The sequence below is a fragment of the Streptomyces zhaozhouensis genome, assembly GCF_900230195.1.
Classification (GTDB): Bacteria; Actinomycetota; Actinomycetes; order Streptomycetales; family Streptomycetaceae; genus Streptomyces; species Streptomyces zhaozhouensis.
The window spans coordinates 73,358-99,416 of the sequence record NZ_OCNE01000005.1 but is presented as its reverse complement, the minus strand read 5'-3'; the positions used below and the strand labels follow the sequence as shown (position 1 = coordinate 99,416).

The following is a 26,059-nucleotide window of genomic DNA, read 5'->3' as shown; positions in this document are numbered from 1 at the left end:
ACACCGCGAGAGACCACCGCGAGCACGAGAGATGGGGAAAACGCCGATGGAGCGCGTCCGAGGACAGGCACAGTGCCGGGGGCCCGAGCCCGAGCGGACGCGCGAGGACGCGCCGGACGCCGTGCGCGCCCTTTTACAAGCCGCCGAGACCGGGCCCGGCCGCGTCGTCACCGTCGCCGACGACGGGACGCGCACCGGCCTCACCTATCCCGAACTCCTGGACGCCGCACGCCGCCTGGCCGGCGGGCTGCGGGAGGCCGGGGTGCGGCCGGGCGACGCCGTCGTGCTGTGCGGGCTGCCGCTCGCCGCGTTCTTCCCCGCCTTCTGGGGCTGCCTCCTCCGGGGCGCCAGGCCCGTCGCCATCGCCGACCGTCCCGTCCCCGACTCGCCCGCGCGGGAACGGCTGCGCCACGTCGACCGGCTGCTGGCGCGCCCGCTGGTCCTGCTCGACCCCGCCGACCTCGCGCACCTCACCCGCACCGATCCGGCGCTGAGAACGGCCGCCGCCCGCGACCTGCTCACCGCCCACCCCGTCGACGGGGAGCCGGCGCCCGACCCCGCCGCCACCGCCCTGCTGATGCTCTCCTCGGGCAGCACCGGAGCGCCGAAGGCCGCCCGCCTCACCCACGCCGGGCTCGCCGACTTCGCCGCGAGCTCCCGCCGCGTCCTCGACGTGCGCCCCGAGGACACCCTGGTCAACTGGCTGCCCGTCGACCACAGCGGCGCCTTCCTGCTCTACCACCTGCTGGCCGTCTTCACCGGCTCCACCAACGTGCACGCCCCCACCGAGTGGGTGCTCGCCGAGCCGACGCGCTGGTTCGACCTGCTCGCCGAGCACCGCGCCGCCCACGGCTGGGCGCCCACCTTCGGCTTCCAGCTCCTCGTCGACGCGCTGGCCGAACGGCCCGACGCCGGCTGGGACCTGTCCGCGCTCAGGACCCTGGTCTGCGGCGGCGAACGCGTCGCCTGGCCGGTGATGCGCCGCTTCCTCGACGCCACCGCGCCGTTCGGCGTCACCGAGCGCCACGTGGTGCCCGTCTGGGGCATGGCCGAGACCGTCACCGGCGTCACCCACGGGCGGCTCGACCGGCCGGGCACCGTCCACCGGCTCCGCAAGGACAGCCTCGCCGGCGACCTGGTCGTCGCCGGGCCCGGGACCCCGGACGAGGAGGCCGTCACGTTCGTCTCCTGCGGTCGCCCCGCCCACGGCGTCACCCTGCGGCTGGTCGACGACGCCGGCGAGCCGACCCGCCCGGGGCGCGTCGGCCGGCTCCAGGTCCACGCCCCCGCCCGGGTCACGCCCGGCTATGTCGACGACCCGGAGGCGGACGCCGCCGCCTTCCCCGGCGGGCGCGACTGGCTGGACACCGGCGACCTCGCGTTCCTCGCCGACGAGCAGCTGGTCATCACCGGCCGCCGCAAGGACCTGATCATCATCAACGGCCACAACGTCTACAGCCACGAGGTCGAGGAGGTCCTCGCCGTCGCCCTGGGGCTGCCCCGCGACGGGATCGCGGCCTGCGGGATCCCCCGGGCCGACACCGGCACCGAGGAGCTGGCCGTCTTCCTCGTCAGCCGGGGCGCCGACGACGAACGGATCGCCCGCGAGGCCGCCGCGGCGCTCTACGCCCGGCTGCGGCTGACCGCGGCCCGCGTGGTGCCGGTCGCGGAGGGGGAGTTCCCCAGGACCCCGGCGGGCAAGGTCCGCCGGGGAGAGCTGCGGGAACGCCTGCTCGCCGGCGACTTCGACGCCGATCCGGCGCCCGCGCCCGGCGCGGTCGCCGACGCCGTGCGCGAGGAACTGGCGGCCCTGCTGGACGGACCGGTGGACGACACCGTGCCGTTCTGGGAACTGGGTCTGAACTCCGTGCGCCTGGCCAGGCTTCGCGCCCGGCTCGCCGAACGGCTCGGCGCCGTGCCGCCGGCCGCCGCGTTCTTCGCCCACCCCACCGTCGCCTCCCTCGCCGCACGGCTCGCGGACGGCCCGGGAGCGGCCGCGGCGACCGTGGAGACGGCCGCCGCGCCCGCCGACCGGACCGAGGACGACGCGGCGCGCCGGGTCGCCGTCGTCGGGATGGCGCTGCGCTTCCCCGGGGCGTCGACACCCGAGGAGTTCTGGGAGCTGCTGCGCGACGGGCGCAGCGCGGTGCGCGTCTTCGACGACGCGGAGCTGGCCGCCGCCGGGCTCACCCCGGAGGAGCGCGCGGACCCCGCGCGGGTGCCGGTCGGCGGGGTCATCGACGGCGTCGAGGAGTTCGACCCCGCGTTCTTCGGCATGACGCCGGCCGAGGCCGAGGCGACCCACCCCGCGCACCGCCTCTTCCTTGAGTGCTGCCACCGCGCGCTGGAGGACGCGGGACACGCGGCCACGCCCGCCGCCGCCCGGGTCGGGGTCTACGCCGGCTCCGGGATGCATCTCTACGACCACCAGCGGCCGTTGGCCGGCCCCGACCCCGACCCGGACGACCCGGGCGCCGGCATGGCCGACGCCATCGGCCGGGAACCGGACTTCCTGGCCACCCGCGTCGCCTACCGGCTCGGCCTGACCGGCCCCGCGATCGGGGTGCGCACCGCCTGCTCCACCGCGCTGGTCGCCGTCCACCTCGCCGCGCGCGCCGTGCTGGACGGGGAGGTCGACCTCGCGCTCGCCGGCGCCGCCGCCGTCCATCTGCCGCAGCACACCGGCTATCGGGGACACCCGGGGTCGATCCTCTCGCCCAGCGGGCGATGTCGCAGCTTCGACGCCGAGGCCGACGGCACCGTCGGGGGCAACGGCGTGGCCGTCGTCCTCGTCAAGCGCCTCGACCGGGCGCTCGCCGACGGCGACACCGTGCACGCCGTCATCCGGGGCTCGGCCGTCAACAACGACGGCGCCGCCAAGGCCGGCTTCGCCGCGCCCGGCGTCGCCGGCCAGGTCGACGTCGTCCGCGAGGCGCTGCGCCGCGCCGACCTGCCGCCGTCGGCCCTGGGCTACGTCGAGGCCCACGGCACCGGGACGGCCCTCGGCGACCCGATAGAACTCACCGCGCTGCGCGAGGCGTTGACCGGAGACGACGGCCCGGAGGGAACGGTCGCCGTCGGCTCGGTGAAACCCAACGTGGGTCACCTCGACAGCTGTGCCGGCATGGCCGGGCTGCTGAAGACGGTGCTGATGCTGCGCCACCGCACCCTGGTCCCCACCGTCGGGCTCGCCACACCGAACCCCGAACTCCCCCTGCACGACGGCCCGTTGACCCTGGTGCGGGCGGTGGCGCCCTGGCCGGCCCCGGAGGGGGCGCCGCGTCGCGCCGGGGTCGGCGCGCTGGGCGTCGGCGGCACCAACGCCCACGTGGTGCTGGAGGAGGCGCCCGAGCGCGCCCCCGCGCCGGACGCCGCTTCTCCGCTGCTCGTGCCGGTCTCGGCCGTGGACGAGGCGGCGCTGGCCGAGTCGGTCGCGGGACTCGTCGCGCGGCTGACCGCGCGGCCGGCGCCGGCGGCCGCCGAGGTCGCCGCCACCCTGGCACACGGCAGGCCGCACCGGGCCGCCCGCGCGGTGGCCGTCGGCCGCACCGCCGGGGAGCTGGCGCGCTCCCTGCGCGCCTCGGTGCCCGAGGCCGGCCGGGAGGCGGGACCGGTCGCCTTCGCCTACCCCGGGCAGGGCGGCGCCCGGCGCGCCATGGCCGCCGGGCTGTGGGCCGCGCATCCGGCGGCCCGCCGGACGCTGGAGCGCTGCGGCGCGCTGTACGCGCGGGAGTTCGACGGCGAGCTGCTGGAACCGCTGCTGGTCGGCGACGCGGACCAGCCGCTGCCCGCCGAGCTGGCCCAGGCCGCGCTCTACGCCCACCAGACGGCCCTGACCGCCGCCTGGCGCGCCGCCGGGATCGAGCCGGCGCTGGTCTTCGGCCACAGCGTGGGCGAGTTCGCCGCGCTGCACGCCGCCGGCGCCCTCTCCCTGGACGACGGGCTGCGGCTGACCGCGTGGCGCGGCCGGGCGACCCGGGACCACGCGCCCCCCGGCGGGATGCTCGCGCTGCTCACCGACCCGCCCACCGCGCGGCGCCTCGCCGAGGCGACGGGCACGACGGTGGCGGCGTGCAACGGCCCCGGCGTGCAGGTCGTCGCGGGGGACCCGGCGGCGTTGGGGGAGTTGACGCGCCGTTGCGTGGACGAGCGGGTGCCGCACCGCGCGCTGCCCGTGGACCGGGCCTATCACACCGCCGCGATGGAACCGGCGCTGCGCGCCTTCCGCGAGCTCGCCCGACGGGTCGCGCTCCGGCCGCTACGCCTGCCGTTGGTCACCGCGACGGACGGCCTGCACCGGCCGGTCGGCTGGCGCGTGGACGTCGACCACCTGTGCCGGCAGGGACGCGAACCGGTCCGCTTCGACCTGGTGCTGGCCACGGCGGCGCGGCGGGGCCACCGCGACTTCGTCGAGGCGGGCGCCGGCGACGCCCTCACCGGGCTCGGCCGCGCCGCCGACCCGGAGAGCCGCTGGCTGCGGGGGCAGGGCGCGGGTGACACGGCCGACGAGCAGACGGCCGGGCTGCTGGCCTCGCTCGGCGCGCTCCACCGCGCGGGCGCCGAGCTGAACTGGCCCTCGCTGGTCCCGGACGTCGGCCGCGTCCCGCTGCCCGGTCACCCGCTGCGCCGCACGGCGGTGCCCTTCGCGGCGACACGCGGGGGAGCGGGGCCGGCGCCCGCGCCGGCGGGGTCGGGGGCATCCGGGGAACCGCGCCCGCCGGTGTCCGAGGAACTGCTCTCGTCCGTACGCGAGGTGACCGCCGGCAAGCTGGGCAGACCGGTGGCCGAGGTCGCCCCGGACAGCTCCTTTCTCGCGCTGGGCGCCGACTCGCTCTCGCTGATGGGTCTGACGGCCGCGCTGGAGCGGCGCCACGGGGTGCGCGTCCCGGTGCGCGAGCTCTTCGAGGCCGTCGACACCCCGCGTGCGCTGGCCGCCCGGCTCGCCGCCGAGGCGGAACGCCCGGCCGCTTCGGCCGAACCCGTCCCGCCGGCCCCGCCCGCGCGGCCCGGTCCCGCGTCCGTCCCGACCGGACCTTCCGCTTCCGCCTCCGCCGAGGCACCAGCCCCGGCGGCCGCCCCGGCGGACGTTCAGGTGTCGGCTCCGTCGCCCCCCGGGCCGCCCGTCGAGGCGTCACCCGACGGGCCGCACGCGCCGCACGCGCTGCTGGCGCGGCAGCTGCGGCTGATGGAGCGGCTGGCCGACCAGGTCGGCGAGGTGATCGGCCGCCAACTCGACCTGCTGGGCGGCGCGTCGACGGAGCCCGCGCCGGCGTCCGCGCCGGCGTCCGCGCCGGCGCCCGCATCCGTGCCGGCGCCCGCGTCCGTGCCGGCGCCCGCGTCCGCGCCTGCGGGTGAGCGCGCCCCCGTGCCCGTCCCCGCACCCGCCGCCGCACCGCCCGCGCCCGTGCCGGCGGGTGCCTGCGACGTCAGCCTCTACTTCTTCGGGGACTACCCGCAGGACGACGCGCACGACAAGTACGCGTTGATCATGGAGGCGGCCGAGTTCGCCGACCGCAACGGGTTCCACGCGCTGTGGTTCCCCGAGCGGCACTTCGCCTCGTTCGGCGCGCTCTTCCCCAACCCCTCCGTCCTCGCCGCCGCCCTGGCGGCCAGGACCAGCCGGGTCCGGCTGCACGCCGGCTCCGTCGTGCTGCCGCTGCACCACCCCGTGCGGGTCGCCGAGGAGTGGTCGGTCGTCGACAACGTCTCCGGCGGCCGGGTCGGCCTCTGCTTCGCCAGCGGCTGGCACGCCACCGACTTCGCGCTGGCGCCGCAGAACTTCGGGCGGCACCGCGAGGTGATGTACGAGCACCTGGCGACCGTGCGGAGCCTGTGGGCCGGCGAGGCGGTGACCACCACCTCGGGTGACGGCCGGCCCGTCGACGTGCGGCTCCATCCCACGCCCGTCCAGCCGGACCCGCCGATGTACGCCGCCGTGGTCGGCAACCCGGACAGCTACCGCAGGGCCGCGGCCGAGGGCCTGGGCGTCGTCACCAACCTGATGACCCAGACGGTGGAGCAACTGGCGGAGAACATCGCCCGCTACCGCGCCGCCCGCGCCGAACACGGCCTCGACCCGGCCGGCGGGCGCGTCGTCGTGCTGATGCACACCTATCTGGCGGAGGACGACGCCCGCGCCAGGGCGGAGGCGCACCGCCCGTTCGTGCGCTATCTGCGCTCCTCGCTCGCGCTGCTGAACCAGGTGACCAACAGCCTCGGGATGGAGGTCGACCTGGCCGACTCGCCCGAGGAGGACGTGGAGTTCCTGCTCGGCCGGGCCTACGCCGACTACTGCGACACGCGCGCGCTGATCGGCGACCGGGAGGCGGCGCTGGCCACCGGGCGCCGGCTGCTGGCGGCCGGGGCGGACGAGATCGCCTGCTTCGTGGACTTCGGCGTCGAGAAGGAGAAGGTGCTGGCGGCGCTGCCGCTTCTCGACGGCCTCCGCCGGGACCTGGCCGCCGAGCCGAGGCCCGCCCGCGGCGCCCCGCCGTCGACCGCGCCCCCGCCGACCCCGCCCGTGAGCGCCGCTTCCGCCACCGCCCCGACCGTCGAACAGCCGCCGCCACGGCTGCCGTTGACGCCGGCCCAGCGGCGCGTGTGGTTTCTGGAGCGGCTGCACCCCGGCACGCACATGTACCACGAGCCCAAGGCCGTCCACCTCGAAGGACCGCTGGACGTGCCCGCGTTCCGCCGCGCGCTCGACCGCGTCGCCGAGCGGCAGCCCGCGCTGCGCACCGTCTTCGGTGAGGAGGACGGCGTGCCGCACCGCGAGGTGCGCGCCCGGATGCCGTTCGACTGCCCGGTGGAGGAGCATCTGGGGCTCGACGTGGACCGGGCCGTCGCCGTCGCGCTGGCCGCCGAGCGCGGCCGGGTGCTCGACACCGCCGAGGGGCCGCTGGTCACCGCGCGGCTGCTGCGGCTCTCCGAGGAGAGCCATCTGCTCTTCCTGATGGCCCACCACCTCGTCTTCGACTCCGCCTCGACGGCTGTCCTCGTCTCCGACCTGGCCGCCTTCTACCGTGCCGAGACCGAGACCGAGACCGGCCTCGCGCCGCTGCCGCCGCTGCCCGAGGCGCCGGAGCGGGCGGAGCCGGACGCCGGGGAACGTGCCGCCGCACTCGACCACTGGCGGCGACGCCTCGAAGGCGCCCCCGAGTGGGCGCTGCCCACCGACCACCCCAGGCCGTCGGTCAGAACCGGCGCCGGCGCCAGCGTCAGCCATGCCTGGGACGCCGAACTCGTCCGTGCGGTACGGGAGTTCGCCGCCTCCCAGCGCGCCACTCTCTTCATGGCGCTGACCGGCGCCATCGGCGCGGTGCTCGCCCGGCACGCCGGGCAGTCGGAGATCGTCGTCGGCACCGCCGTCTCGGCGCGCCCGGAGGGGGCCGAGGGCCACGTCGGGTTCTTCCTCGACACCGTTCCGCTCCGCCTGGACCTCACGGGCGACCCCGACCTGCCCACCCTGCTGCGGCGGGTGCGGGAGCGCGGCGCCGAGGCGCTGGACCACCGGGGCGTGCCGTTCGACGAACTGGTCGGCGCGCTGAACCCCGCCCGTGACCCCGGCCGCAACCCGCTCTTCCAGGTCCTGGTCGAGTACGAGAACGAGGAGGCCGTCGCCTTCGACCCGCCGGGCCCGCGCGCGACGCTGCTCGACGTGCCCAGCGACCGCGCCCCGTTCGACCTCAGCTTCTATCTGACGCACCATCCCGGCGGCCTGCGGGTCGCCGTCGAGTACGACACCGCGCTGCTGGAGGCGGCCACGGTGCGGCGGCTGCTGGACCGGGTCGAGGCGCTGCTGCGCCGCGCCCTGGCCGACCCGGCCGCGCCGCTCGCCGCGCTCACCGCCGTCCCCGAGGCCGAGCGCGCCGCGCTCGCCCGGCTCGGACGGCTCGAGGAGCCGGCGCCCGTCGTCGAGGACACCCTGCACGGGCTCTTCGCCCGCCAGGCCCGCCGCACCCCCGGGGCGACCGCCCTGATCCACGGCGAACTACGCGTCAGCTACGGTGAGTTGGCCGAACGGGTCGAACGGCTGGCGGGCCGGCTGCGGGCCGCGGGCGCGGGCCGGGGCCGGCGGGTCGCCGTGCTGCTGCCGCGCGGCCCCGAGCTGATCACCGCGCTGCTCGGCGTGCTCACCAGCGGCGCGGCCTATCTGCCGCTCGACCCGTCGGCGCCCACGCCCCGGCTCGCCGGGCTGCTGGCCGACGGCGACCCCTGCGCCCTGCTCGGCGACGCGGCGACCCTGGGGGCGCACCCCGCGCTCGCCGGGGACGTGCCGCTGGTGCCGGTCGACGGGGACGAGGCGGAGCCGGCCGGGACGCCGGACGCCCCCGGGCCCCCCGAGCCCGCCGGGCCCGACGACCCCGCCTACTGCCTGCACACTTCGGGCTCGACCGGTCGCCCCAAGGCGGTGGTGGTGCCCCACCGGGGCCCCGTCAACCTGGTGCTCGCCCATCTCGACGCGCACCCCGCGCTGCGCACCCTCCAGTGGACGGCGCCGGTCTTCGACGTGCACGTCCAGGAGGTCTTCACCACCCTCGCGGCCGGCGCCGCGCTGGTGCTGATCGACGACGCCGCGCGCCGCGACCCGGGGGAGGTGGCCGAGACGGTGCGGCGCCACGCCGTGGAGCGGATGTTCCTGCCCAGCACGCCGCTGCGTCACCTGCTGGAGACCGAGCCCCGGCTGCCCACCCTGCGGGAGTTGTTCTCCGCCGGCGAGGCGCTTCAACTCACCGACGGCGTACGCCGCTTCCTCGACCGGCACGCGGACTGCGCGCTGTACCACCAGTACGGACCGACCGAGGCGTCCGTGATCGTCACCTCCCACCGGGTCGACCCCGGGGCCGGCCCGTGGCCGCCGATCGGCACCCCGGTGCGCGGCGCCCGCCTCCGGCTGCTGGACCCGGCGGGCCGGCCGGTGCCGCTGGGCGCCGTCGGCGAACTCCACGTCGGCGGCGTGCCCGTGGCCGCCGGCTATCTGGGCCGCCCCGAGGAGACCGCCGCCGCCTTCCTCGACGACGGCACGGGCGCCTCCGCCTACCGCACCGGGGACCTGGCGCGCTGGCGCGCCGACGGCACCCTCCAGTACCGGGGGCGGATCGACGACCAGACGAAGATCCGCGGCCACCGGGTCGAACCGGGCGAGGTGCGCGCCGCGCTGACCGCGCTGCCCTGGGTGGCCGACGCCGCCGTGGTGGCGCGCGGCGACCGGAACGGCGCCCGGGAGCTGTTCGCCTGCGTGGTGCCCGCGCCGGGCGAGGACGGGGCGGACGTGCTGGCCCGCTGCCGCGAGGCGCTGGCCGCGCGCCTGCCCGACCCGCTGGTGCCGCGCCACTGGGCGCGGCTGGCGCGGCTGCCGGTGAACGCCTCCGGCAAGCTCGACCGGCACGCGCTGCCGGAACCGGAGGCGGAGCCGGCGTCCGGCGCCGAGGACGACGAGCCGGCCACCCCGCTGGAGAAGGCCCTGCGGGAGCTGTGGGCCGAGGAGTTGGGCGTGGCGCACGTCCCGGTGACCCGTTCGTTCTTCGCGCTCGGCGGGCACTCGCTGAGCGCGGTGCGCCTGCTGCACCGCATGGCGCGGGAGCTGGAACTGACCCTGCCCATGGCCGAGTTCTTCCGCACCCCCACCGTCAGGGGGATCGCCGCACGCGGGGCGGACCGGCGGTGGGAGGTGACCGAGACCGTCCCGATGAACGCCGTCCAACGCCGCCTGTGGCGCCGCCACCACGAGCGCGCCGACGCCGGCTGCTACCACGTCACCCACCGCGTCGACCTGCGCGGATCCGTGCGACCCGAGCGGCTCCGCGCCTGGCTGGCCGCGCTGGTGGAACGCCACACGGCGCTGCGCTCCCGGTTGGTGGTGCGGGACGGGCGTGCGCTGGTGGAGGTGCTGGACCGGGTCCCGGTCGACCTCCCCGTCGACGAGCTGGACCCGGGGGCGCTGGTCGCGGACGCCGAGGTGGAACGGTGGTGCCTGCGCCACGCCGGCCGCCCGTTCGCGCTGGAGCGCGCGCCGCTCTTCCGCTTCCGGCTGGCCAGGACGGGGCCGGACCGCTGGACCCTGCTGACGGTCTTCCACCACGCCGTCTGCGACGGCTGGTCGCTGGGCGTGATCTGGCGCGACCTCGGGGCGCTCGCGCACGCCGCCGAGGACCCGGGGGCAGCCGAACTCCCGCCGCCCGGCGGCCAGTTCCCGGCGATGGCACGCGCGGAGGCCGCGCTGGCGGGGGAGCGCAGGGCGGAGCTGGAACGCTTCTGGCGCGCCGAGTTGGCCGGGGCGCGGCTCGATCTCGCGCTGCCGGCGGACCGGCCGCGTCCGGCCGTGCTCTCCGGCCGGGGCGCCCTGCACACCCGCACGCTGGAGGCGGCGCTCTCCCGCGCGCTGCCCGAGACCGCGACCCGGCTGGGCACCACGCCCTACGCCGTGCTCGCCGCCGCGTTCGCGGTGTGGGCGTCCCGCCGCACCGGGCGCGGTGACGACGTGGTGCTCAACGCGTCGAGCGCCAACCGGCTGGACCCCGAACGCGCGGACGTCGTCGGTCTGTTGGGGGACGCGGTGGCGCTGCGCGCCCGTCTCACGGCTGCCGGGACGGTCGGCGAGCTGGCGCGGCGCCTGGGCTCCGCCCTCTTCGCCGCGCTCGACCACCAGGAGCTGCCGCTGGCGGAGGTGGCCGATCTCGTCGCCCCCGGCACCTCGGCCGGCGCCTTCCCCGACGTGCTCTTCACCGTGGTCACCACCCCGCCCCCCGCCCTCGACCTGCCCGGACTGTCCGCGACCGTCCGCCCGTTGCCCCTCCCCGGTGTGGCGAGGAACGCGCTCTACGTCGTCCTGGTGCCGCACGAGACCGGGTTGGAGGTGACCTTCGAGTACGCCACCGACCTCTTCGAGCCGGCCACCGTCGTCGCCTGGGCCGACGACCTGACCGTCCTGCTGCGCCATGTCGTCACCGACCCCGACGCGCCCCTGGCGCTGCTCCTCGGCCCCTGACCGGCACCCGGACCCGCCGCCGGTCTACGCTCCAACGACCAGCGGCGGGCCGGGCCCGTCCGGGGGAGGAGCCGTGGTGGAGGAACGGGCCGAGGAACGCCGGGTGTTGATCGTCGCCTATGACGACGCCCAGATCCTGGACATCGCCTGCCCGGCGGGTGCCTTCGAGATCGCCAACGCGCACCGGGCCGCGCCGGCCTACACCGTCGAGGTCGCCACCCCCGGCGGCCGTGCCGCCCGCACCTCCTGCGGGCTGCGGGTCGGCGCGCTGCGCGCGGTGGCCGAGGTCCCGGGGCGGGTGGACACGCTGCTGGTCAGCGGCGGCGCCGGCAGCGAGACGGCGGCGCGCGACGGGGCGCTGGTCGCGCAGGTGCGGCGGCTGGCGCGCGGCGCGCGCCGGGTCGCCTCCGTCTGCACCGGCACCGACGTGCTCGCCGCCGCCGGTCTGCTGGACAACCGGCGGGTCACCACCCACTGGCGGTACGGGCGGGCGCTCGCCGAGCGCCATCCGGCGGTGGCCGTCGACCCGACGCCGCTGTACGTCAGGGACGGCCACGTCTTCACCTCGGCGGGCGTGGTCAGCGGCCTCGACCTGGCGCTGGCCCTCGTCGAGGACGACCACGGCCCGGTCCTCGCCCGCGCCGTCGCCCGGGAGCTGGTCACCTGGGTCCACCGACCGGCCGACCAGGCCCAGTTGAGCGCGTCATTCGCCGCGCCGCCGCCGAGGGACCGCGCCGTCGCCGACCTGCTGCGCCATGTCGCGGGGCACCTCACCGACGACCTCAGCCCCCGCGCCCTCGCCGCGAGGGCCGGCGTCAGCCCACGCCACCTCACCCGGCTCTTCGCCGCCCACCTCGGGGTCACCCCCGCCAGGGCCGTGCGCGCCGCGCGCGCCGAGGCCGCCGTCCACCTGCTGCGCGCCAGCTCGCTGCCGCTGGCCGCCGTGGCGCGCCGCTGCGGTTTCGGCTCGGCTACGGTGCTGCGCCAGGCGTTGCTCGACCACTACGGCGCGACCGGGGACACGTTGCGCAGGATGAGGGACACGCCGACCCCACGGGAGCCGCCGCCGCGCCAGGCTTCCGTGCCATGACGACCCAGAAGACCGGCGTGCCGCGCCGCACCGACCGCCGCGCCCTGCTCGGCGCCACCGTCGCCGCCGCCGCGGGCTCCGTGCTCGCCGGCGCCGCGCCGGCCGCCGCCGGCGCACGCCCCTCCGCGCCCGCCCCCGAGCCCGCGCCCCTGCCCGCCTCCGGCGGCGGGGCGGGCCCCCGCGTCGGTGTGCTGCTCTACGAGGGGTTCAGCCTGCTCGACCCCACCGGCCCGTCCGAGGTGCTCTCCCGGCTGCCCGGCGCCTCCGTCACCATGATCGGCGAGCACGCCGGCCCCGTCCGCACCGACACCCGCGACGTCGCCGTCCTCGCCGACGCGTCCCTCGACGAGGTCGACCGGCTCGACGTGCTGCTGGTTCCCGGCGGCGGTCTGGAAGGAACGGTCGGCGCCATCGAGAACCCGCGGCTGCGGGAGTGGATCGGCCGCGTCCACCGGCGCACCCGCTGGACCACCTCCGTCTGCACCGGGTCGTTGATCCTCGCGGCGGCCGGGCTGCTGACGGGCCGGCGGGCGACCACCCACTGGGCGTCGGCGGAGTACATCGAGGACACCTACGGCGTCACCTACGTGCCGGAGCGCTATGTCCGCTCGGGAAGGATCCTCACCGCCGCCGGGGTCTCGGCGGGCATCGACCTGGCGCTCCACCTGGCGGCCGAGCTCACCGACGAGCGGACCGCCCGCGCCATCCAGCTCGCCATCGAGTACGACCCGGCCCCGCCCTTCGACTCCGGCGACGCCGGCGAGGCCGACCAGGAGCTGAAGGACCTGGCGCTGCGGCTGCTGAGCGACTCCGCGGCACGCTAGGTCCCCGTCCGAGGTCCCCTCGGCGTCCGTCCCCTGATGACCCGGCACCTCCCACACGCTCATTGTTGAACGATGGTACAACTAGTACGTGAGTTCAACTAAGTGGGAGGGTGAGATGGCGGAACCGTCGTCGCGCGCCGGAAGGCGCGAGTGGGCCGGCTTCGCGGTCCTGGCGTTGCCGACCGCGCTGCTGGGACTGGACGTCACGGCGCTGTACCTGGTCGTTCCGAGCCTCACCGCGGAGCTGCGGCCGAGCGCGACGGAGACCCTGTGGATCATGGACGCCTACGGGTTCCTGATCGCGGGGTTCCTGATCACCATGGGCACCCTCGGCGACCGCGTCGGGCGCCGGCGGCTGCTGCGCGTCGGCATGGCCGCGTTCGGCGCGGCCTCGGTGCTCGCTGCGTTCGCCCCCGGCGCGCTCTGGCTGATCCTCGCCCGCGCGCTGCTGGGCGTGGCGGGGGCGACGCTGATGCCGTCCACGCTCTCCCTCATCGGCGACATGTTCCGGGACGCCAGGCAGCGGGCGTTGGCGATCGGCGCCTGGGCCACGATGTTCGCGCTCGGCATGGCGGCCGGTCCGGCGGTGGGAGGCGTGCTCTCCTCCCACCTCTGGTGGGGCGCGGTCTTCCTGCTCGCGGTGCCCGTCGCGGTGGTGGTGCTGGTCGCCGCGCCCGTGCTGCTCCCCGAGAGCCGGCCGGCCACCGGCCGGCTCGACCCGTGGAGCGTCGCCCTGTCGCTGGCGGCCGTGCTGCCGGCCGTCTACGCCGTCAAGCATGTCGCGGCCGAGGGCCCCGACGGACAGGCGCTCGTCGCCGCGCTGCTCGGCGGCGCCTCGGCCGTCGTCTTCGTGCGCCGCCAACTCCGCCTGCCGAGACCGCTGCTGGACGTGCGGCTCTTCACCGACCGCGCCTTCTCCGCCGCGCTTGGCGTGCTGCTGGTCGGTCTGGCCGGCTTCGGCGGCATGATGTTCCTGGTCACCCAGCACCTCCAGCTCGTCGCGGGGCTCTCGCCCACGGCCGCCGGCCTGTGGATGGGGCCGCCCGCGCTCGCGATGCTGGTCGGCGGCATCGGCGCCCCGCTGCTCGCCACGCGCGTTCCGCCGGGGCGGGTGATGGCGGCCGCCCTCGCCCTCTCCCTCGTCGGCTACGCCCTGCTCGCCCTCGCCGGGAGCGACAGCCGGACGAGCGTGGTCGTCGGGTTCGGCTTCCTCTACCTCGGCCTCGGAACGATCGCCTCGCTGGGCACCGACATCGTCGTGGGCGCGGCACCGCGGGAGCGGGCCGGGTCGGCCGCCGCGATGTCGGAGACCGTTCAGGAGCTGGGGGTCGCGGCCGGGGTCGCGCTCCTGGGCAGCCTCGCGACGGCGCTCTACCGGACGTCGGCGGGGGAACGGCCCGGCCTGGCCCCCGCCGAGGCGCGGCCCTACGCCGAAAGCCTCCCCGGCGCGGTGTCCGTGGCGGAACGGCTGCCCCCGGGCGCCCTGGCCCACGCGCGGGACGCGTTCACCGGGGGCCTCAACACCGCCGCGCTCGTCGCCGGTGCCGCCGTCGCCGCCGCGTCGCTCGTCTGCCTCCGCGCGCTGCGCCACATCCGGCCGATCGGCCAACCCGCCCCCGGCGCGGAGCCGATAGCCTCGACCCCGGCGGGCTTCGACGAGCGGTGAGGGCGATGGCGGACGAGCAGGGCACGGTCGACGGGCGCAGGCTGCGCGGCCAACGCCGCAGGGCCCAGATCATCGAGGCGACGCTCACCGTGGTCCGCCGCGACGGCGCCGCCGGGGTGACCCACCGGGCCGTCGCCAGGGAGGCGGGGATCACCACCAGCCTCACGCTCTACTACTTCGCCACCCTCGACGACCTGCTGGTGGCCGCGTTGACCAGCATCGCCGACGCCTACACCGACCACATCCGCCGGCTCGTCGAGGCCGACGACGACCCGCTCGGCGGGCTCGCCCTGCTCATCGCCGACTCCTCCGGCCCCGGACGCGAACGGGCCCTGGCGGAGCGCGAGTTGTCGACGCTGGCGGCGCGCCGCCCCGCGCTGCGCCCGGCGGCGCGCGGCTGGCGCGACAACGTCGCGGCGCTGGCCCGCACGCGGACGGACGACCCGGACGCGGTCGAGGCGTTCGTCGCGCTGTGCGACGGCCTCTGCGCCGCGATCCTCCTCGACGACCGCGACGCCGACCCGCTCCACATCCGCACCGTCCTGTCGAAGGCCCTAGACGGAGTCTGACGGGCCCGGCGCCCGCGCGAGAGCCTCGCGTCGCGCCGTGCCCCACTCCCACATGCCCCGCACCACGGGCTCCAGCGCCCGCCCCTGCGCGGTGAGCACGTAGCGCACGCGGGGAGGCCAACCGGGGGTGCGACGGCGCTCGACGACGCCCGCGCCGGTCAACTGGGCCAGCCGGTCCGAGAGCACCTTGTCCGAGAGGGCGGGCAGGGCGGCGGACAGCTCGGAGTAGCTGGCCTGGCCGCGACGCAGGAACTCGCGGACCACCAGCGGCGTCCACCGGCCTCCGAGCGTGGCGAGGGTGATGTCGACGGGGCAGCGCGGCTCGGAGCCCGGCGGAACGAGGGCGCTGTCCGGACAGTCCGCCAGCGGACCGTCCCCGTCCCCGGTGGGCGTGTGTCCCACCGTTTGGTGAGTCACGAGGGCTCCTCCTAACGTCCGTGGCGCACACCCCGCCGACCCGACTCCAGGGGGCCTCATGCGTGTCCACCACCTCAACTGCGGTTCGCTCCGGAAGATTCCACCACTTCCGGCGGAACCCGCGACGGACCCCGCGCCCCGCGCACGCGCCGTCGTCTGCCACTGCCTGCTCCTCGAAACGGACTCCGACGGGCTGGTCCTGGTGGACACCGGCCTCGGAACCGCCGACCTGCGGCACCCCCGCCGTTCGCTGGGCGCCGACTGGGTGGCCTATGCCCAGCCCGCGCTGGACCGCGCGGAGAGCGCGCTGCGCCAGGTCGTCCGCCTCGGGTACGCGCCCGGGGACGTGCGGCACATCGTGCTCACCCACCTGCACCGCGACCACACGGGAGGACTGCCCGACTTCCCGCACGCACGGGTGCACCTGCACCCCGACGAGTACCGGGCCGTCACCGACCCCGCCGCGGCGCACCACGGGCACAGCCTCGACCGCTTCATGCCGGCCCACCGGGCGCACGGCCCGATGCTCACGCCCGCGTCCGAGGACGGGGGCGGGGAGTGGTTCGGCTTCCCGGGAGTGGCGCGGCCCCGGGGACTGGCGTCCGAACTGCTGCTGGTGCCGCTGCCCGGCCACTCGGCGGGACACGCGGGCGTCGCCGTGCGCGAGGGCGACGGACGATGGCTCTTCCACGCCGGCGACGCGTACATGTACCACGGTGAGATCGAGCGCACCCCGCCCCTTCCCCACCCCGCCCTGGAGCCCGTCCAGCAGGGAGCGGAGACCGATGTCGCGGCGCGCGTCGGGACGCGCGACCGACTGCGCGGCCTCCGCCGCGACCACCCGGACGAGGTCACCGTCCTCAGCGCCCACGACCCCTGGGAGTTCGCCCGCTTCGCGGACCTCACGGGGTGAGACCGCCGGCAGCGCCCGGCGGAGCGGCGAAGCGGTCCCCCGTGTCCTCGCCGCTCGTCCACCACAGCCCCAACCGCTGGCGCGTCACCAGCCAGCGGCCGTCCGCGCCCCGGCGGAACTCCCAGTCGTAGGGGCCGCCCATCGCGTACGGCGTGCCGGTCCGGCCGGGCGCGGTGACCGCGACGAACCACATGTAGCCGATGCCGGTCGCCCGGTCGCCCTCCACCTCCACATGCAGGTTGAGGATGTGGTGCTGCATCGTCGGGTAGTCGGCCTCGGCCTCCTCCACCCGCTCCCTGATCGCCCGCCGGCCCCGCGTCTCGCCCCACGGGCCGAACTCGAAGACCGCGTCCTCGGCCCAGTGCGCGATCCAGGCGTCCCAGTCCCTGTGGTCCAACGCCCGCCAGCCGCGCATCAGCAGCCCGCGCAGCGCCTGACCGTCCTCCCACCTCCTCAGCCGCGCCTCCAGCGCCTGACATCCGGCGTCCCGCTCCGCCATCTCCCCGCTCCCCTCGTCGCGGCCCGGGGCGCGTCCCCGGGTCCGCACCGAGTCTCGGCCGAACGCACCGCCGGGACCAGGGCGTTCGCCGCCTGGGTGCGCCACACCCAGGCGGCGCGCGACGGCGCGCCCTACCCTCGACGCATGAGTGAGAACCGGCTCGGTCCCTTCCTCCGCGCCCGCAGGTCGCGGCTGCGCCCGGAGGAGAGCGGCATCCCCTCCCACGGCCCGCGCCGGGTGCCGGGGCTGCGCCGCGAGGAGGTCGCGGTGCTGGCCGGGGTCAACGTCGACTACTACGCGCGCCTGGAGCAGGGCCGCGAGCGCCATCCGTCGGCGCGGGTCGTCGACGCGCTCGGCCGCGCCCTGCGGCTGGACGCCGACGCCCGCGACCATCTCCACCGGCTGGCGGGCACCGCCCCCGGGCCCCGTTCGACACCGCCGGCGGACTCCGTCCCGCCGGCGCTGCGGCGGCTGTTGCACGGGTTCGCCGGCGCTCCCGCGTTCGTCATCGACCGCACGTTGGAGATCCTCGCCGCCAACCCGCTCGCCGAGGCGCTGCACGCGCCGTTCAGGAGACCGGACAACCTCGCCCGCATGGTCTTCCTCGACCCGGTCGCCCGGCACTTCCACGTGCGCTGGTCGCTGACCGCGCGGGTGGTCGTCGGCCATCTGCGCCAGGCCGAGGGCATCGACCCGGACTGCCCCCGGCTGCGCGCCCTCGTCGCGACGCTGGCCGGCCGGAGCGCCGAGTTCGCCGCGCTGTGGGGCGCGCACATCGTCCGGGACAAGTCGCGCACCGACAAGGAGCTGCACCATCCGGAGGTCGGCAGGCTCTCCTTCACCTCCCTCACGTTCGACGTCCGCGACGCCCCCGGCCGGCAGTTGGTCGTCTACCAGGCCGAGCCGGACGGGCCCACGGCGCGGGCACTCGCGCTGCTCGGCTCGTCGCACGCCACCCCCCACCACGCCGGCGCCTGACCCGGGCCGCTCGCGGGGCCGCTCGCCAGGGGTCCTAGCCTGGGGCCATGGATGCGACGCGCGGTCACGGGTGCGGCGGGGGAGCCGCGGCGGGTGAACGGGCCGGCCGGTGGTGATCGCCGACGCCGGCCTGGTCGAGGCGGCGGCCGTCGGCGGCAAGTGGGCCGCCATCCTCGGCGCCGGCTTCTGGGCCGGGATGATCAACGTGGTCGTCGGCTCCGGCACGCTGGTCTCGTTCCCCGTGCTGGTCCTCTGCGGCTACCCGCCGCTGGTCGCCAACATCTCCAACAACATCGGCCTGGTCGGCGGCGGTCTCTCCGGCACCCTCGGCTACCGGCACGAGCTGCGCCGGAACGCCGGCCTCGCCCGCGTGCTGCTGCCCGCCTCCCTGGGCGGCGGGATCGTCGGCGCGGCGCTGCTGCTGGTGCTGCCGGACGACGCGTTCCGCACCATCGTCCCGGTGCTGATCGCCGCCGGCCTGGTGATGGTCGTCGCGGGACCGTTCGTCCAGCGGGCGGCCGCCCGCCGCGCCGCGGAGGACCCGGAGGGCGCCGCCGACGCCGGCCCCTCGTCCGGCCGGCGCGCGGCGCTGCTCGGCGGCACCCTGGTCGTCGGCGTCTACGGCGGCTACTTCGGCGCCGCGCAGGGCATCCTCGTCGTCGGGCTGCTGTCCATCCTGACCAGCGAGTCCCTCCAGTCCGTCAACGCGGTGAAGAACCTGCTGGTCACCGGCGTCAACCTGGTGGCAGCCGTGGTCTTCATGGCGGTCGCCTGGGACTCGATCGACTGGCTGGCCGTCGCGCTGATCGCCGTGGGCGCCACCCTCGGCGGCGTGGTCGGCGCCCGCGTCGGGCGACGGCTGCCCCCGGGACTGATGCGCGGGCTGATCGTGGCCATCGGCACGGTGGCGATCGTCAACCTGGTCTTCTTCTCCTGACCCGGCCGGCCGGTCGCGCCGACCCGGCCGGCCGGGAGGCGCCTCACCCGGCGGGTTCGATCCGCAGGACGGCGCCGTCGCCCGTGATCTCGACGACCTCCAGGCCCATCGCGTCGTTGACGGTGGCGGCCGTCCCCACGTCGCAGCTCATCCCGACGCCACCGCCGCCGTGGGAGGTCACCCCGCCGCCCCCGGAACAGCCGGCCAGGCTGAAGCCGGAACCCGTCACGGGCGCGACCATGTCGACCGTGTCGCCGGCGATGCCCGTGACCTCGATCGGCCCGAGGCCGTAGCTCTCCGGGACCTCGAGGACATCCCCCACGACCACCTCGACCTCACAACTCCCCTCCGCGCACGGCCCGGACGGCGGGGGCGCGGCCTCCTCCCCGTCTCCCTCCCCGTCTCCGTCCCCGGTCTCCTCCTCCGGCGCCCCGGCCCCGTCCTCGTCGGTCTCGGACGCCGACGACTCGGCGCCCGCCCCGCCGGAGCCGGAGCCCGAGCCCCCCTCCGGGTCCGAGTCGGAGTCCGAAGAGCACGACGCGAGCGCCGCGCACGCGACGACGGCGACGACCACGGCGGCGGGAAAACTGCTGCGCATCCTCATGCCCGAAGTCAACCCCGCGCCCCCCGGGACCCCACCCGGCCGCCCCGGCTCATCCCGCGCGCCGCCGCGCCGCGCAGTCGCCCGCGCCCTGTGGCGGCCACTGCCCGGTGCGGTAGGCGCGCGCCGTCTCCATCACCGCGTCCAGGGCGTCCCTGGTCGCGGCCAGCTCGTCGATGTGGGCCGAGATCCGGTCCCGTTCGCGCGCCAACTTCTCCAGCGCCACGTCCGTCGCCCGGTGGCTGGGCGCGTCCACGCACGGCAGCAGCTGGGCGACGGTCCTGCTGGACAGGCCGGCGTTGTACAGCTGCTGGATGAGTTCCACCCGGCCGACCGCGCCCTCGGTGTAGTGCCGCTGGCCGCTCGCGCTCCGGGCGCTGCTCAGCAGGCCCTGCTCCTCGTAGTACCGCAGCGACCGCACGCTCACGCCGGTGCGCGCGGCCAACTCGCCGATCCGCAACGTTCCGCCCTCCCGGGGCCTGGGCGCCGCCCGGTGAGATGGACCGCGCCCCGGACTTGCCCCTCACATGGATGTGAGCTTTTAGCGTAGCCGCGCCGCCCAAGATCTGGGAACGCGGCGACCGTGAGGAGCCCGAAACGATGTCATCCCGCTCAGCCCTCTTCTCCCGCCACCGGCTCGGCGAGCTGGCCCTTCCCAACCGCGTCGTGATGGCCCCGATGACCCGCGCGCGGGCCGCCGACGGCGGGCTGGCGACGCCGTCGATGGCCGGCTACTACGCGCAGCGGGCCAGCGCCGGGCTGATCGTCTCCGAGGGCGTGCAGCCCAGCCTGGTCGGCCAGTCCAACCCTGGCACGCCGGGACTGCACACCCGGGCGCAGGTCGCCTCCTGGCGGCAGGTCACCGAGGCCGTGCACGCCAACGGCGGCCGGATCTTCGCGCAGATCATGCACGGCGGCCGGGTCTCGCACCCCGACACCACCGGCTCATGGCCCGTGGGACCCTCGGCCGTGCCCGCCGTCGGCGACGTCTTCACCCCGAACGGCCCCCGGCCGGCGCCCGTTCCCCGCGCGCTGGAGACCGCCGAGGTCCCGGAGCACGCCGCCTCGTACGCGGAGGCGGCCAGGGGAGCGGTGGAGGCCGGCTTCGACGGGGTGGAACTGCACGGTGCCAACGGCTATCTGATCTCGCAGTTCCTGTCGAGCAACGCCAACCTGCGCACCGACCGCTACGGCGGCTCGGTGGCGGGCCGCGTCCGGTTCGCCGTGGAGGCGGCGGAGGCCACCGTCGACGCGGTCGGCGCCGCCAGGACCGGCATCCGGCTCTCGCCCGGGTCGACGACCTGGGGCGTGGCGGACGAGGACGTGCCCCGGCTCTACGGGACGCTGCTCGCCGAGTTGGCCCGGCTGGACCTGGCCTATGTCCATCTCGTCGCGACCAGCGAGGAGGAGGTGCTGCTCGGGCTGCGCGAGTCCTGGCCCGGCACGTTGATCATGAACCCGGTTCCGCCCGGCGGCCCGAAGCGGACCGACCGCGCCGACGCCGACCGCTGGCTGGGGCTCGGCGCGGACCTGATCAGTTTCGGCCGCGCGTTCATCGCCAACCCGGACCTGGTGGAACGGCTGCGCGCCGGGCTGCCGTTGAGCCCCGAGGACGCGCGCGACTTCTACCAGGGGGGCGACGCCGGCTATCTGACCTATTCCGCCTATCGCTACCTGGACTGAACGACCCGCCGGGGCGAACGGGGGGCCGTTCCCGGGCAGTTGACGCGGTGTCCCCGGCGGGGGAGGGGCGCGTGGGATCGTTATTGTCCACGCGCATCCCGGAATTGTTCGGCCTCCCGCTCCTACGCTGTTCCCCCAAGTGCCCCTGACCAGGTCGGGAACCCCCGACCGTGACGGCAAGCGCTTGCGCGGCGAGGCCGAAACCCACCAGGGAGCCGCTCGGTCCCCGCCGTTCCACACCACCGGTCAACGCCGGGTCGCGCGGTCCGTGCCGTGCGCCCGGCGACGAGAACCCGCGCGGCCGACGCGCCGGCGGACCGGGGAGCCGCGGGTGGCTGGCCCCACCCCTTCCCCGTTTCCGCGGGGTCGTCGTTTCCGCCGAGGCACCCCCCACCCCGGTTCTGAGGAGATGAGCCCATGTCTCTGGTCCGTGTTCCCGCCCGCCGCCGGCGCGTCGCCCTCGCGGTCTCGCTCTCCGGCGTGATGGCGGCGTGGCTGCTGGGCGCGGCCGCCGGCGCAGGCGCCGACGAGCCGGGCGCGCCCGCCCTGGCGGCCGACGCGCTCTACGCCTCGCCGGACGGCGGCGCCGACGCCGCCGGGACGGAGGACGACCCGACCACGCTCACCGCCGCGCTGGAGCGCGTCACCGCGGGCGGGACGGTCTATCTGCGCGACGGGACCTACGCGTTGGCGGAGACGGTCACCATCGCGCCGGGCAGCGACGGCACGGCCGACGCCCGCACCACGCTGTCGGCCTACCCGGGGGAGACCCCGGTGCTGGACTTCTCCGCCCAGGAGGAGGACTCCGCCAACCGGGGTCTGGCGCTGAACGCCTCCTTCTGGCACCTCTACGGCATCACGGTCGAGCACGCGGGCGACAACGGCATCTTCGTCAGCGGCAGCGACAACGTCATCGAGCGCACCGTCACCCGCCACAACCGCGACTCCGGGCTCCAGCTCTCCCGCGCCACCTCCGACACCCCCGAGAGCGAGTGGCCCTCGAACAACCTGGTGCTCAGCGCCGTCTCGCACGACAACGTCGACTCCGACGGCGAGGACGCCGACGGCTTCGCGCCCAAGCTGACGGTCGGGCCCGGCAACGTCTTCCGACACACCGTCGCGCACCACAACATCGACGACGGCTACGACCTCTACACCAAGTCGGAGACCGGCGCGATCGGCGCGGTCACCATCGAGAACTCGCTCGCCTACGACAACGGCACGCTCTCCGACGGCTCCCAGGCCGGCGACGGCGACCGCAACGGCTACAAGCTGGGCGGCGAGGACATCGGCGTCGACCACGTGCTGCGCGACAACATCGCGCACGGCAACGGCAAGCACGGGTTCACCTACAACCGCAACACCGGCTCCATGACCGTCTCGGGCAACGTGAGCATCGGCAGCGAGGAGCGCAACTTCAACTTCGACGGCGGCTCCTCCGTCTTCCGCGACAACGTCTCGTGCGACAGCGGCTCCAACGACCGCACGATCGGCGACGTCGACGGCTCCAACGAGTTCTGGTCGGGCGAGAACGGCGCCTCCTGCGGCGCCTACGCGGGCGACCTGGACTGGTCCTTCGCCGAGGACGGCAGCCTCGTGGTGACCTTCGGCGGCGCCCGGGTCACGGACTGAGCGACCCCCGCCACACCCCCCACAACGCGCGAAAGGCGGACCAACCATGAGGACACGAGTATCGCCGCGGGTCGGCGTGACCACGACGCTGCTGGCCGTGGTGGCCGCGAGCGGGGTCGCGCTGTCGATGCCCGAGGCGTCGGCCGAGGCGTCCACCTCGGTGACGGGCACGGCCAGCGGCTACGCCGGCGAGAACGGCGGCACCACCGGCGGCGAGGGCGGCGAGACCGTCCGGGCCGGCACCGGGACCGAGATCCACGAGGCGCTCTGCTCGCGGGCCAGCGAGGACACCCCGATCACCATCGAGGTCGAGGGCACCATCAACCACGGGAACACCAGCAAGGTCTCCGGCGACAGCTGCAACACCGCCGACGACGTGATCGAGCTGAAGCAGATCAGCAACGTGACCCTGGTCGGCGTCGGCGACGGCGCGGTCTTCGACCAACTGGGGATCCACATACGGGAGTCCAGCAACATCATCATCCAGAACGTGACGGTGCGGAACGTCAAGAAGTCGGGCTCGCCGACCTCCAACGGCGGCGACGCCATCGGGATGGAGAAGGACGTCCGCAACGTCTGGGTCGACCACGTCACGCTGGAGGCGTCCGGCGGCGAGGACGAGGGCTACGACGGGCTCTTCGACATGAAGAACAACACCCAGTACGTCACGCTCTCCCACAGCGTCCTGCGCGACTCCGGGCGCGGCGGGCTGGTCGGCTCCAGCGAGAGCGACACCTCCAACGGCTTCGTCACCTACCACCACAACCTGTACGAGAACATCGACTCCCGCACCCCGCTGCTGCGCGGCGGCGTCGGGCACGTCTTCAACAACCACTACGTGAGCGTCCACGAGTCCGGGATCAACTCCCGGGCCGGCGCGCGGGTGCGGGTGGAGAACAACTACTTCCAGGACTCCAAGGACGTCCTGGGCACCTTCTACACGGACGAGGCCGGCTACTGGCAGGTCGACGGCAACGTCTTCGAGAACGTGACCTGGTCCGAGCCGGGCGACGAGACCAACCCGGCGGGGCCGGACCCGGAGTCGACCACCACCGTGGACATCCCCTACTCCTACGCGCCGGACGGCGCGGACTGCGTCCCGAGCGTGGTGAGCGAGGTCGCGGGCGCGGACAACGGCGTCCGGTTCCCCGACGGCACCTGCTGAACCACCGAACCACCCGCCGGGTCACGGACGGCGACGCCCCCGGGCGACCGGGGGCCTCGCCGGCGCGGCCCGGCGGAGCTCTCACTGGAGTACTCTCGACGCAAGAAGTTGAAGCTTCAATGAGACCGTCGGAGGGCCCCGTGACCGCCATACCCACGTCCGCCCGGATGCCCGCGCTCTATGTCTCGCACGGCGCCCCGCCGCTGGCGGACGACGCGCTCTGGCCGGGGCAGCTCGCCGCCTGGTCGGCCGCACTGCCGAGGCCGAAGGCCGTTCTGATGGTCTCGGCGCACTGGGAGGAGGCCCCGCTGGCGATCGGCGCCACCGCGACCGTGCCGCTGGAGTACGACTTCTGGGGCTTTCCCGAGCGCTACTACCGGGTGCGCTACCCGGCGCCCGGCGCCCCCGCACTCGCGGCGGACGTCCGGGCGTTGCTGCGTTCCGCCGGCACACCGGTGCGGGACGTGCCGGAGCGGGGGCTGGACCACGGCGCCTACGTGCCGCTGGTGGAGATGTACCCGGACGCCGACATCCCGGTGCTCCAGATCTCGCTGCCGACCCTCGACCCCGGGCGGCTGATGGAGATCGGCCGACGGCTGGCGCCGCTGCGCGACGAGGGGGTGCTGATCGTCGGCTCCGGCTTCTTCACCCACAACCTCGCGGCGCTGCGCGACGAGGGCGTGCCCGCCTGGTCCGCCGAGTTCGACGACTGGGGGCACGAGGCACTGGAGGCGGGCGACGCGGACGCGCTGCTCGACTTCACCCACGCCTCGCCCGCCGGCGCCCTGGCGCATCCGCGCACCGAGCACTTCGCGCCGCTCTTCGTCGCCATGGGGGCGGCGGACGCCGTGGGCGAGCTCACCGCGCAGCGCAGCGTGATCGACGGCTTCTGGATGGGGCTGGCCAAGCGGTCGGTACAGTTCGGCTGATGGGAGCCCTCGTCCAGCCCGGCGCCGAGCGTCGGGCCACCGCGGTGGTCGTCGGTGGCGGCCAGGCCGGCCTCTCGGCCGCCTATCACCTCGGGCGGCGCGGCTTCGCCAGCGCGCTGACCGACCCGGAGGCGGACCGCACCGTGGTGGTGCTGGACGCCGAGTCCGGCGCGGGCGGCGCCTGGCGGCACCGCTGGGAGTCGCTGCGGATGGCGACCGTCAACGGCATCTTCGACCTGCCGGACTTCCCCCAGCCGCCGATCGACCCCGCCGAGCCGAGCCGGGACGCCGTTCCCCGCTACTTCGACGCGTTCGAGCGCGCCACCCGTCCGCCGATCCTCCGCCCGGTCACCGTCACCGCCGTCAGCCGGGCCGACACGGACCCGGAGGGCGAGCTGCTGGTGGAGTCCACCGCCGGCCGGTGGCGCACCCGCGCCCTGGTCAACGCGACCGGCACCTGGAACAACCCGGTCCGGCCGCGCTACCCGGGGCAGGAGACCTTCGCCGGCCGGCAGTTGCACACCCGGGACTACGTCTCGGCCGAGGAGCTGGCGGGGCGGCGGGTGGCCGTCGTCGGCGGCGGGATCTCGGCGGTGCAACTGCTGGAGGAGGTCTCCCGGGTGGCGACCACCTTCTGGTACACCCGCCGCGAACCGGTCTTCCGCGAGGGCGCGTTCCGCCCCGAGGTGGAGGGCCGCGAGGTCATCGCCAGGGTGACCGCCGACGTGACGGCGGGGCGCCCGACGGGCAGCGTCGTCTCCTACACCGGCCTGGCCTGGACCCCGTACGCCCGCGCGGCCGAGGAGCGCGGGGCGCTGGTGCGGCGCCCGATGTTCACGGCCGTCGAGCCCCTCGGGGTCCGGGAGGCCGACGGCTCGTTCACCGCCGTCGACACCCTGCTGTGGGCCACCGGCTTCAAGGCGGCGCTCGGCCATCTCGACCCGTTGGGACTGCGCAACGCGCGGGGCGGCATCACGCTGCGCGGCACTCGCGTGGTCGACGAGCCGCGGGTGTGGCTGATCGGCTTCGGCCCCTCGCAGTCCACCGTCGGCGCCAACCGCGCGGGGCGGGAGGCGGCCAGGGAGCTGGCCTCCCGGCTGGCTGTCACGAAGTGAACGGTTCGGGCGTCATCGAGTGACAGCCGGGTCGGCGCACGGCGCACACGGGGG

The 26,059-nt window shown here is 75.9% G+C and carries 16 protein-coding genes and 1 pseudogene; 13 read left to right on the top strand and 4 right to left on the bottom strand.

The window, feature by feature from the left end; all coding sequences use genetic code 11:
• Positions 1–46 precede the first annotated feature (46 nt).
• The 5 genes from CRP51_RS10130 (at position 47) to CRP51_RS10110 (ending at position 15,136) form a co-directional block, all read left to right on the top strand.
• The gene (locus CRP51_RS10130; protein WP_097230740.1) at positions 47–10,987 is read left to right on the top strand and encodes a hybrid non-ribosomal peptide synthetase/type I polyketide synthase; all 10,941 of its coding nucleotides are present in this window, start codon (positions 47–49) and stop codon (positions 10,985–10,987) included.
• A gap of 103 nt (positions 10,988–11,090) precedes the next feature.
• Positions 11,091–12,077: a GlxA family transcriptional regulator gene (locus tag CRP51_RS10125; protein ID WP_439333147.1), complete on the top strand. Its 987-nt coding sequence runs from the start codon at positions 11,091–11,093 to the stop codon at positions 12,075–12,077.
• Positions 12,074–12,901, top strand: a complete 828-nt coding sequence (locus tag CRP51_RS10120; RefSeq protein WP_097230738.1) for a DJ-1/PfpI family protein — start codon at positions 12,074–12,076, stop codon at positions 12,899–12,901. Before CRP51_RS10125 ends, CRP51_RS10120 begins: the two co-directional genes overlap by 4 nt.
• Before the next feature lie 115 nt (positions 12,902–13,016).
• Positions 13,017–14,567, top strand: a complete 1,551-nt coding sequence (locus tag CRP51_RS10115) for an MFS transporter (RefSeq protein WP_097230737.1) — start codon at positions 13,017–13,019, stop codon at positions 14,565–14,567.
• 5 nt (positions 14,568–14,572) lie between these two features.
• Positions 14,573–15,136, top strand: a complete 564-nt coding sequence (locus CRP51_RS10110) for a TetR/AcrR family transcriptional regulator (protein ID WP_097230736.1) — start codon at positions 14,573–14,575, stop codon at positions 15,134–15,136.
• Here the strand turns inward: CRP51_RS10110 and CRP51_RS10105 are convergent.
• The gene (locus CRP51_RS10105; protein ID WP_245880487.1) at positions 15,122–15,553 is read right to left on the bottom strand and encodes a winged helix-turn-helix transcriptional regulator; all 432 of its coding nucleotides are present in this window, start codon (positions 15,551–15,553) and stop codon (positions 15,122–15,124) included. The two genes, CRP51_RS10110 and CRP51_RS10105, sit on opposite strands and share 15 nt — an antisense overlap.
• A 58-nt stretch (positions 15,554–15,611) precedes the next feature.
• Here CRP51_RS10105 and CRP51_RS10100 point away from each other — a divergent pair, with 58 nt between their 5' ends.
• Positions 15,612–16,466 (top strand): MBL fold metallo-hydrolase, encoded by an 855-nt coding sequence (locus CRP51_RS10100; RefSeq protein WP_097230734.1) that lies wholly within the window; start codon positions 15,612–15,614, stop codon positions 16,464–16,466.
• Here CRP51_RS10100 and CRP51_RS10095 read toward each other — a convergent pair.
• Positions 16,456–16,965, bottom strand: coding sequence for a nuclear transport factor 2 family protein (locus CRP51_RS10095; RefSeq protein ID WP_097230733.1), 510 nt, complete (start codon positions 16,963–16,965; stop codon positions 16,456–16,458). The genes CRP51_RS10100 and CRP51_RS10095 overlap by 11 nt on opposite strands.
• Before the next feature lie 144 nt (positions 16,966–17,109).
• Between CRP51_RS10095 and CRP51_RS10090 the strand changes: the two genes are divergently transcribed.
• Together CRP51_RS10090 and CRP51_RS10085 are read left to right on the top strand one after the other, a co-directional pair.
• Positions 17,110–17,943 carry a helix-turn-helix transcriptional regulator gene (locus CRP51_RS10090; protein WP_097230732.1) on the top strand — a complete coding sequence of 278 codons (834 nt, stop codon included), beginning with the start codon at positions 17,110–17,112 and terminating at the stop codon, positions 17,941–17,943.
• A gap of 109 nt (positions 17,944–18,052) precedes the next feature.
• Positions 18,053–18,880, top strand: coding sequence for a sulfite exporter TauE/SafE family protein (locus tag CRP51_RS10085; RefSeq protein ID WP_281259642.1), 828 nt, complete (start codon positions 18,053–18,055; stop codon positions 18,878–18,880).
• 43 nt (positions 18,881–18,923) lie between these two features.
• On the opposite strand, the gene CRP51_RS29415 is transcribed toward CRP51_RS10085, so the two are convergent.
• Both CRP51_RS29415 and CRP51_RS10075 read right to left on the bottom strand, forming a co-directional pair.
• The gene (locus CRP51_RS29415; RefSeq protein WP_245880486.1) at positions 18,924–19,484 is read right to left on the bottom strand and encodes a hypothetical protein; all 561 of its coding nucleotides are present in this window, start codon (positions 19,482–19,484) and stop codon (positions 18,924–18,926) included.
• 49 nt (positions 19,485–19,533) lie between these two features.
• On the bottom strand, positions 19,534–19,941 hold the full coding sequence (locus CRP51_RS10075; protein ID WP_097230731.1) for a MerR family transcriptional regulator: 408 nt from the start codon (positions 19,939–19,941) through the stop codon (positions 19,534–19,536).
• Positions 19,942–20,081: 140 nt separating this feature from the next.
• Between CRP51_RS10075 and CRP51_RS10070 the strand changes: the two genes are divergently transcribed.
• The 5 genes and pseudogenes from CRP51_RS10070 to CRP51_RS10050 all read left to right on the top strand — a co-directional run bounded on the left by CRP51_RS10070 (position 20,082) and on the right by CRP51_RS10050 (position 26,005).
• On the top strand, positions 20,082–21,164 hold the full coding sequence (locus tag CRP51_RS10070; RefSeq protein WP_097230730.1) for an alkene reductase: 1,083 nt from the start codon (positions 20,082–20,084) through the stop codon (positions 21,162–21,164).
• Between the two features lie 417 nt (positions 21,165–21,581).
• Positions 21,582–22,796 (top strand): right-handed parallel beta-helix repeat-containing protein, encoded by a 1,215-nt coding sequence (locus tag CRP51_RS10065; RefSeq protein ID WP_097230729.1) that lies wholly within the window; start codon positions 21,582–21,584, stop codon positions 22,794–22,796.
• Between the two features lie 46 nt (positions 22,797–22,842).
• Positions 22,843–23,958 (top strand): annotated as a pseudogene (locus CRP51_RS10060) (pectate lyase family protein); the annotation flags it as partial.
• A gap of 170 nt (positions 23,959–24,128) precedes the next feature.
• On the top strand, positions 24,129–24,890 hold the full coding sequence (locus CRP51_RS10055; RefSeq protein ID WP_097230897.1) for a dioxygenase family protein: 762 nt from the start codon (positions 24,129–24,131) through the stop codon (positions 24,888–24,890).
• The gene (locus tag CRP51_RS10050; protein ID WP_097230727.1) at positions 24,890–26,005 is read left to right on the top strand and encodes an FAD-dependent oxidoreductase; all 1,116 of its coding nucleotides are present in this window, start codon (positions 24,890–24,892) and stop codon (positions 26,003–26,005) included. Before CRP51_RS10055 ends, CRP51_RS10050 begins: the two co-directional genes overlap by 1 nt.
• Positions 26,006–26,059: the final 54 nt, after the last annotated feature.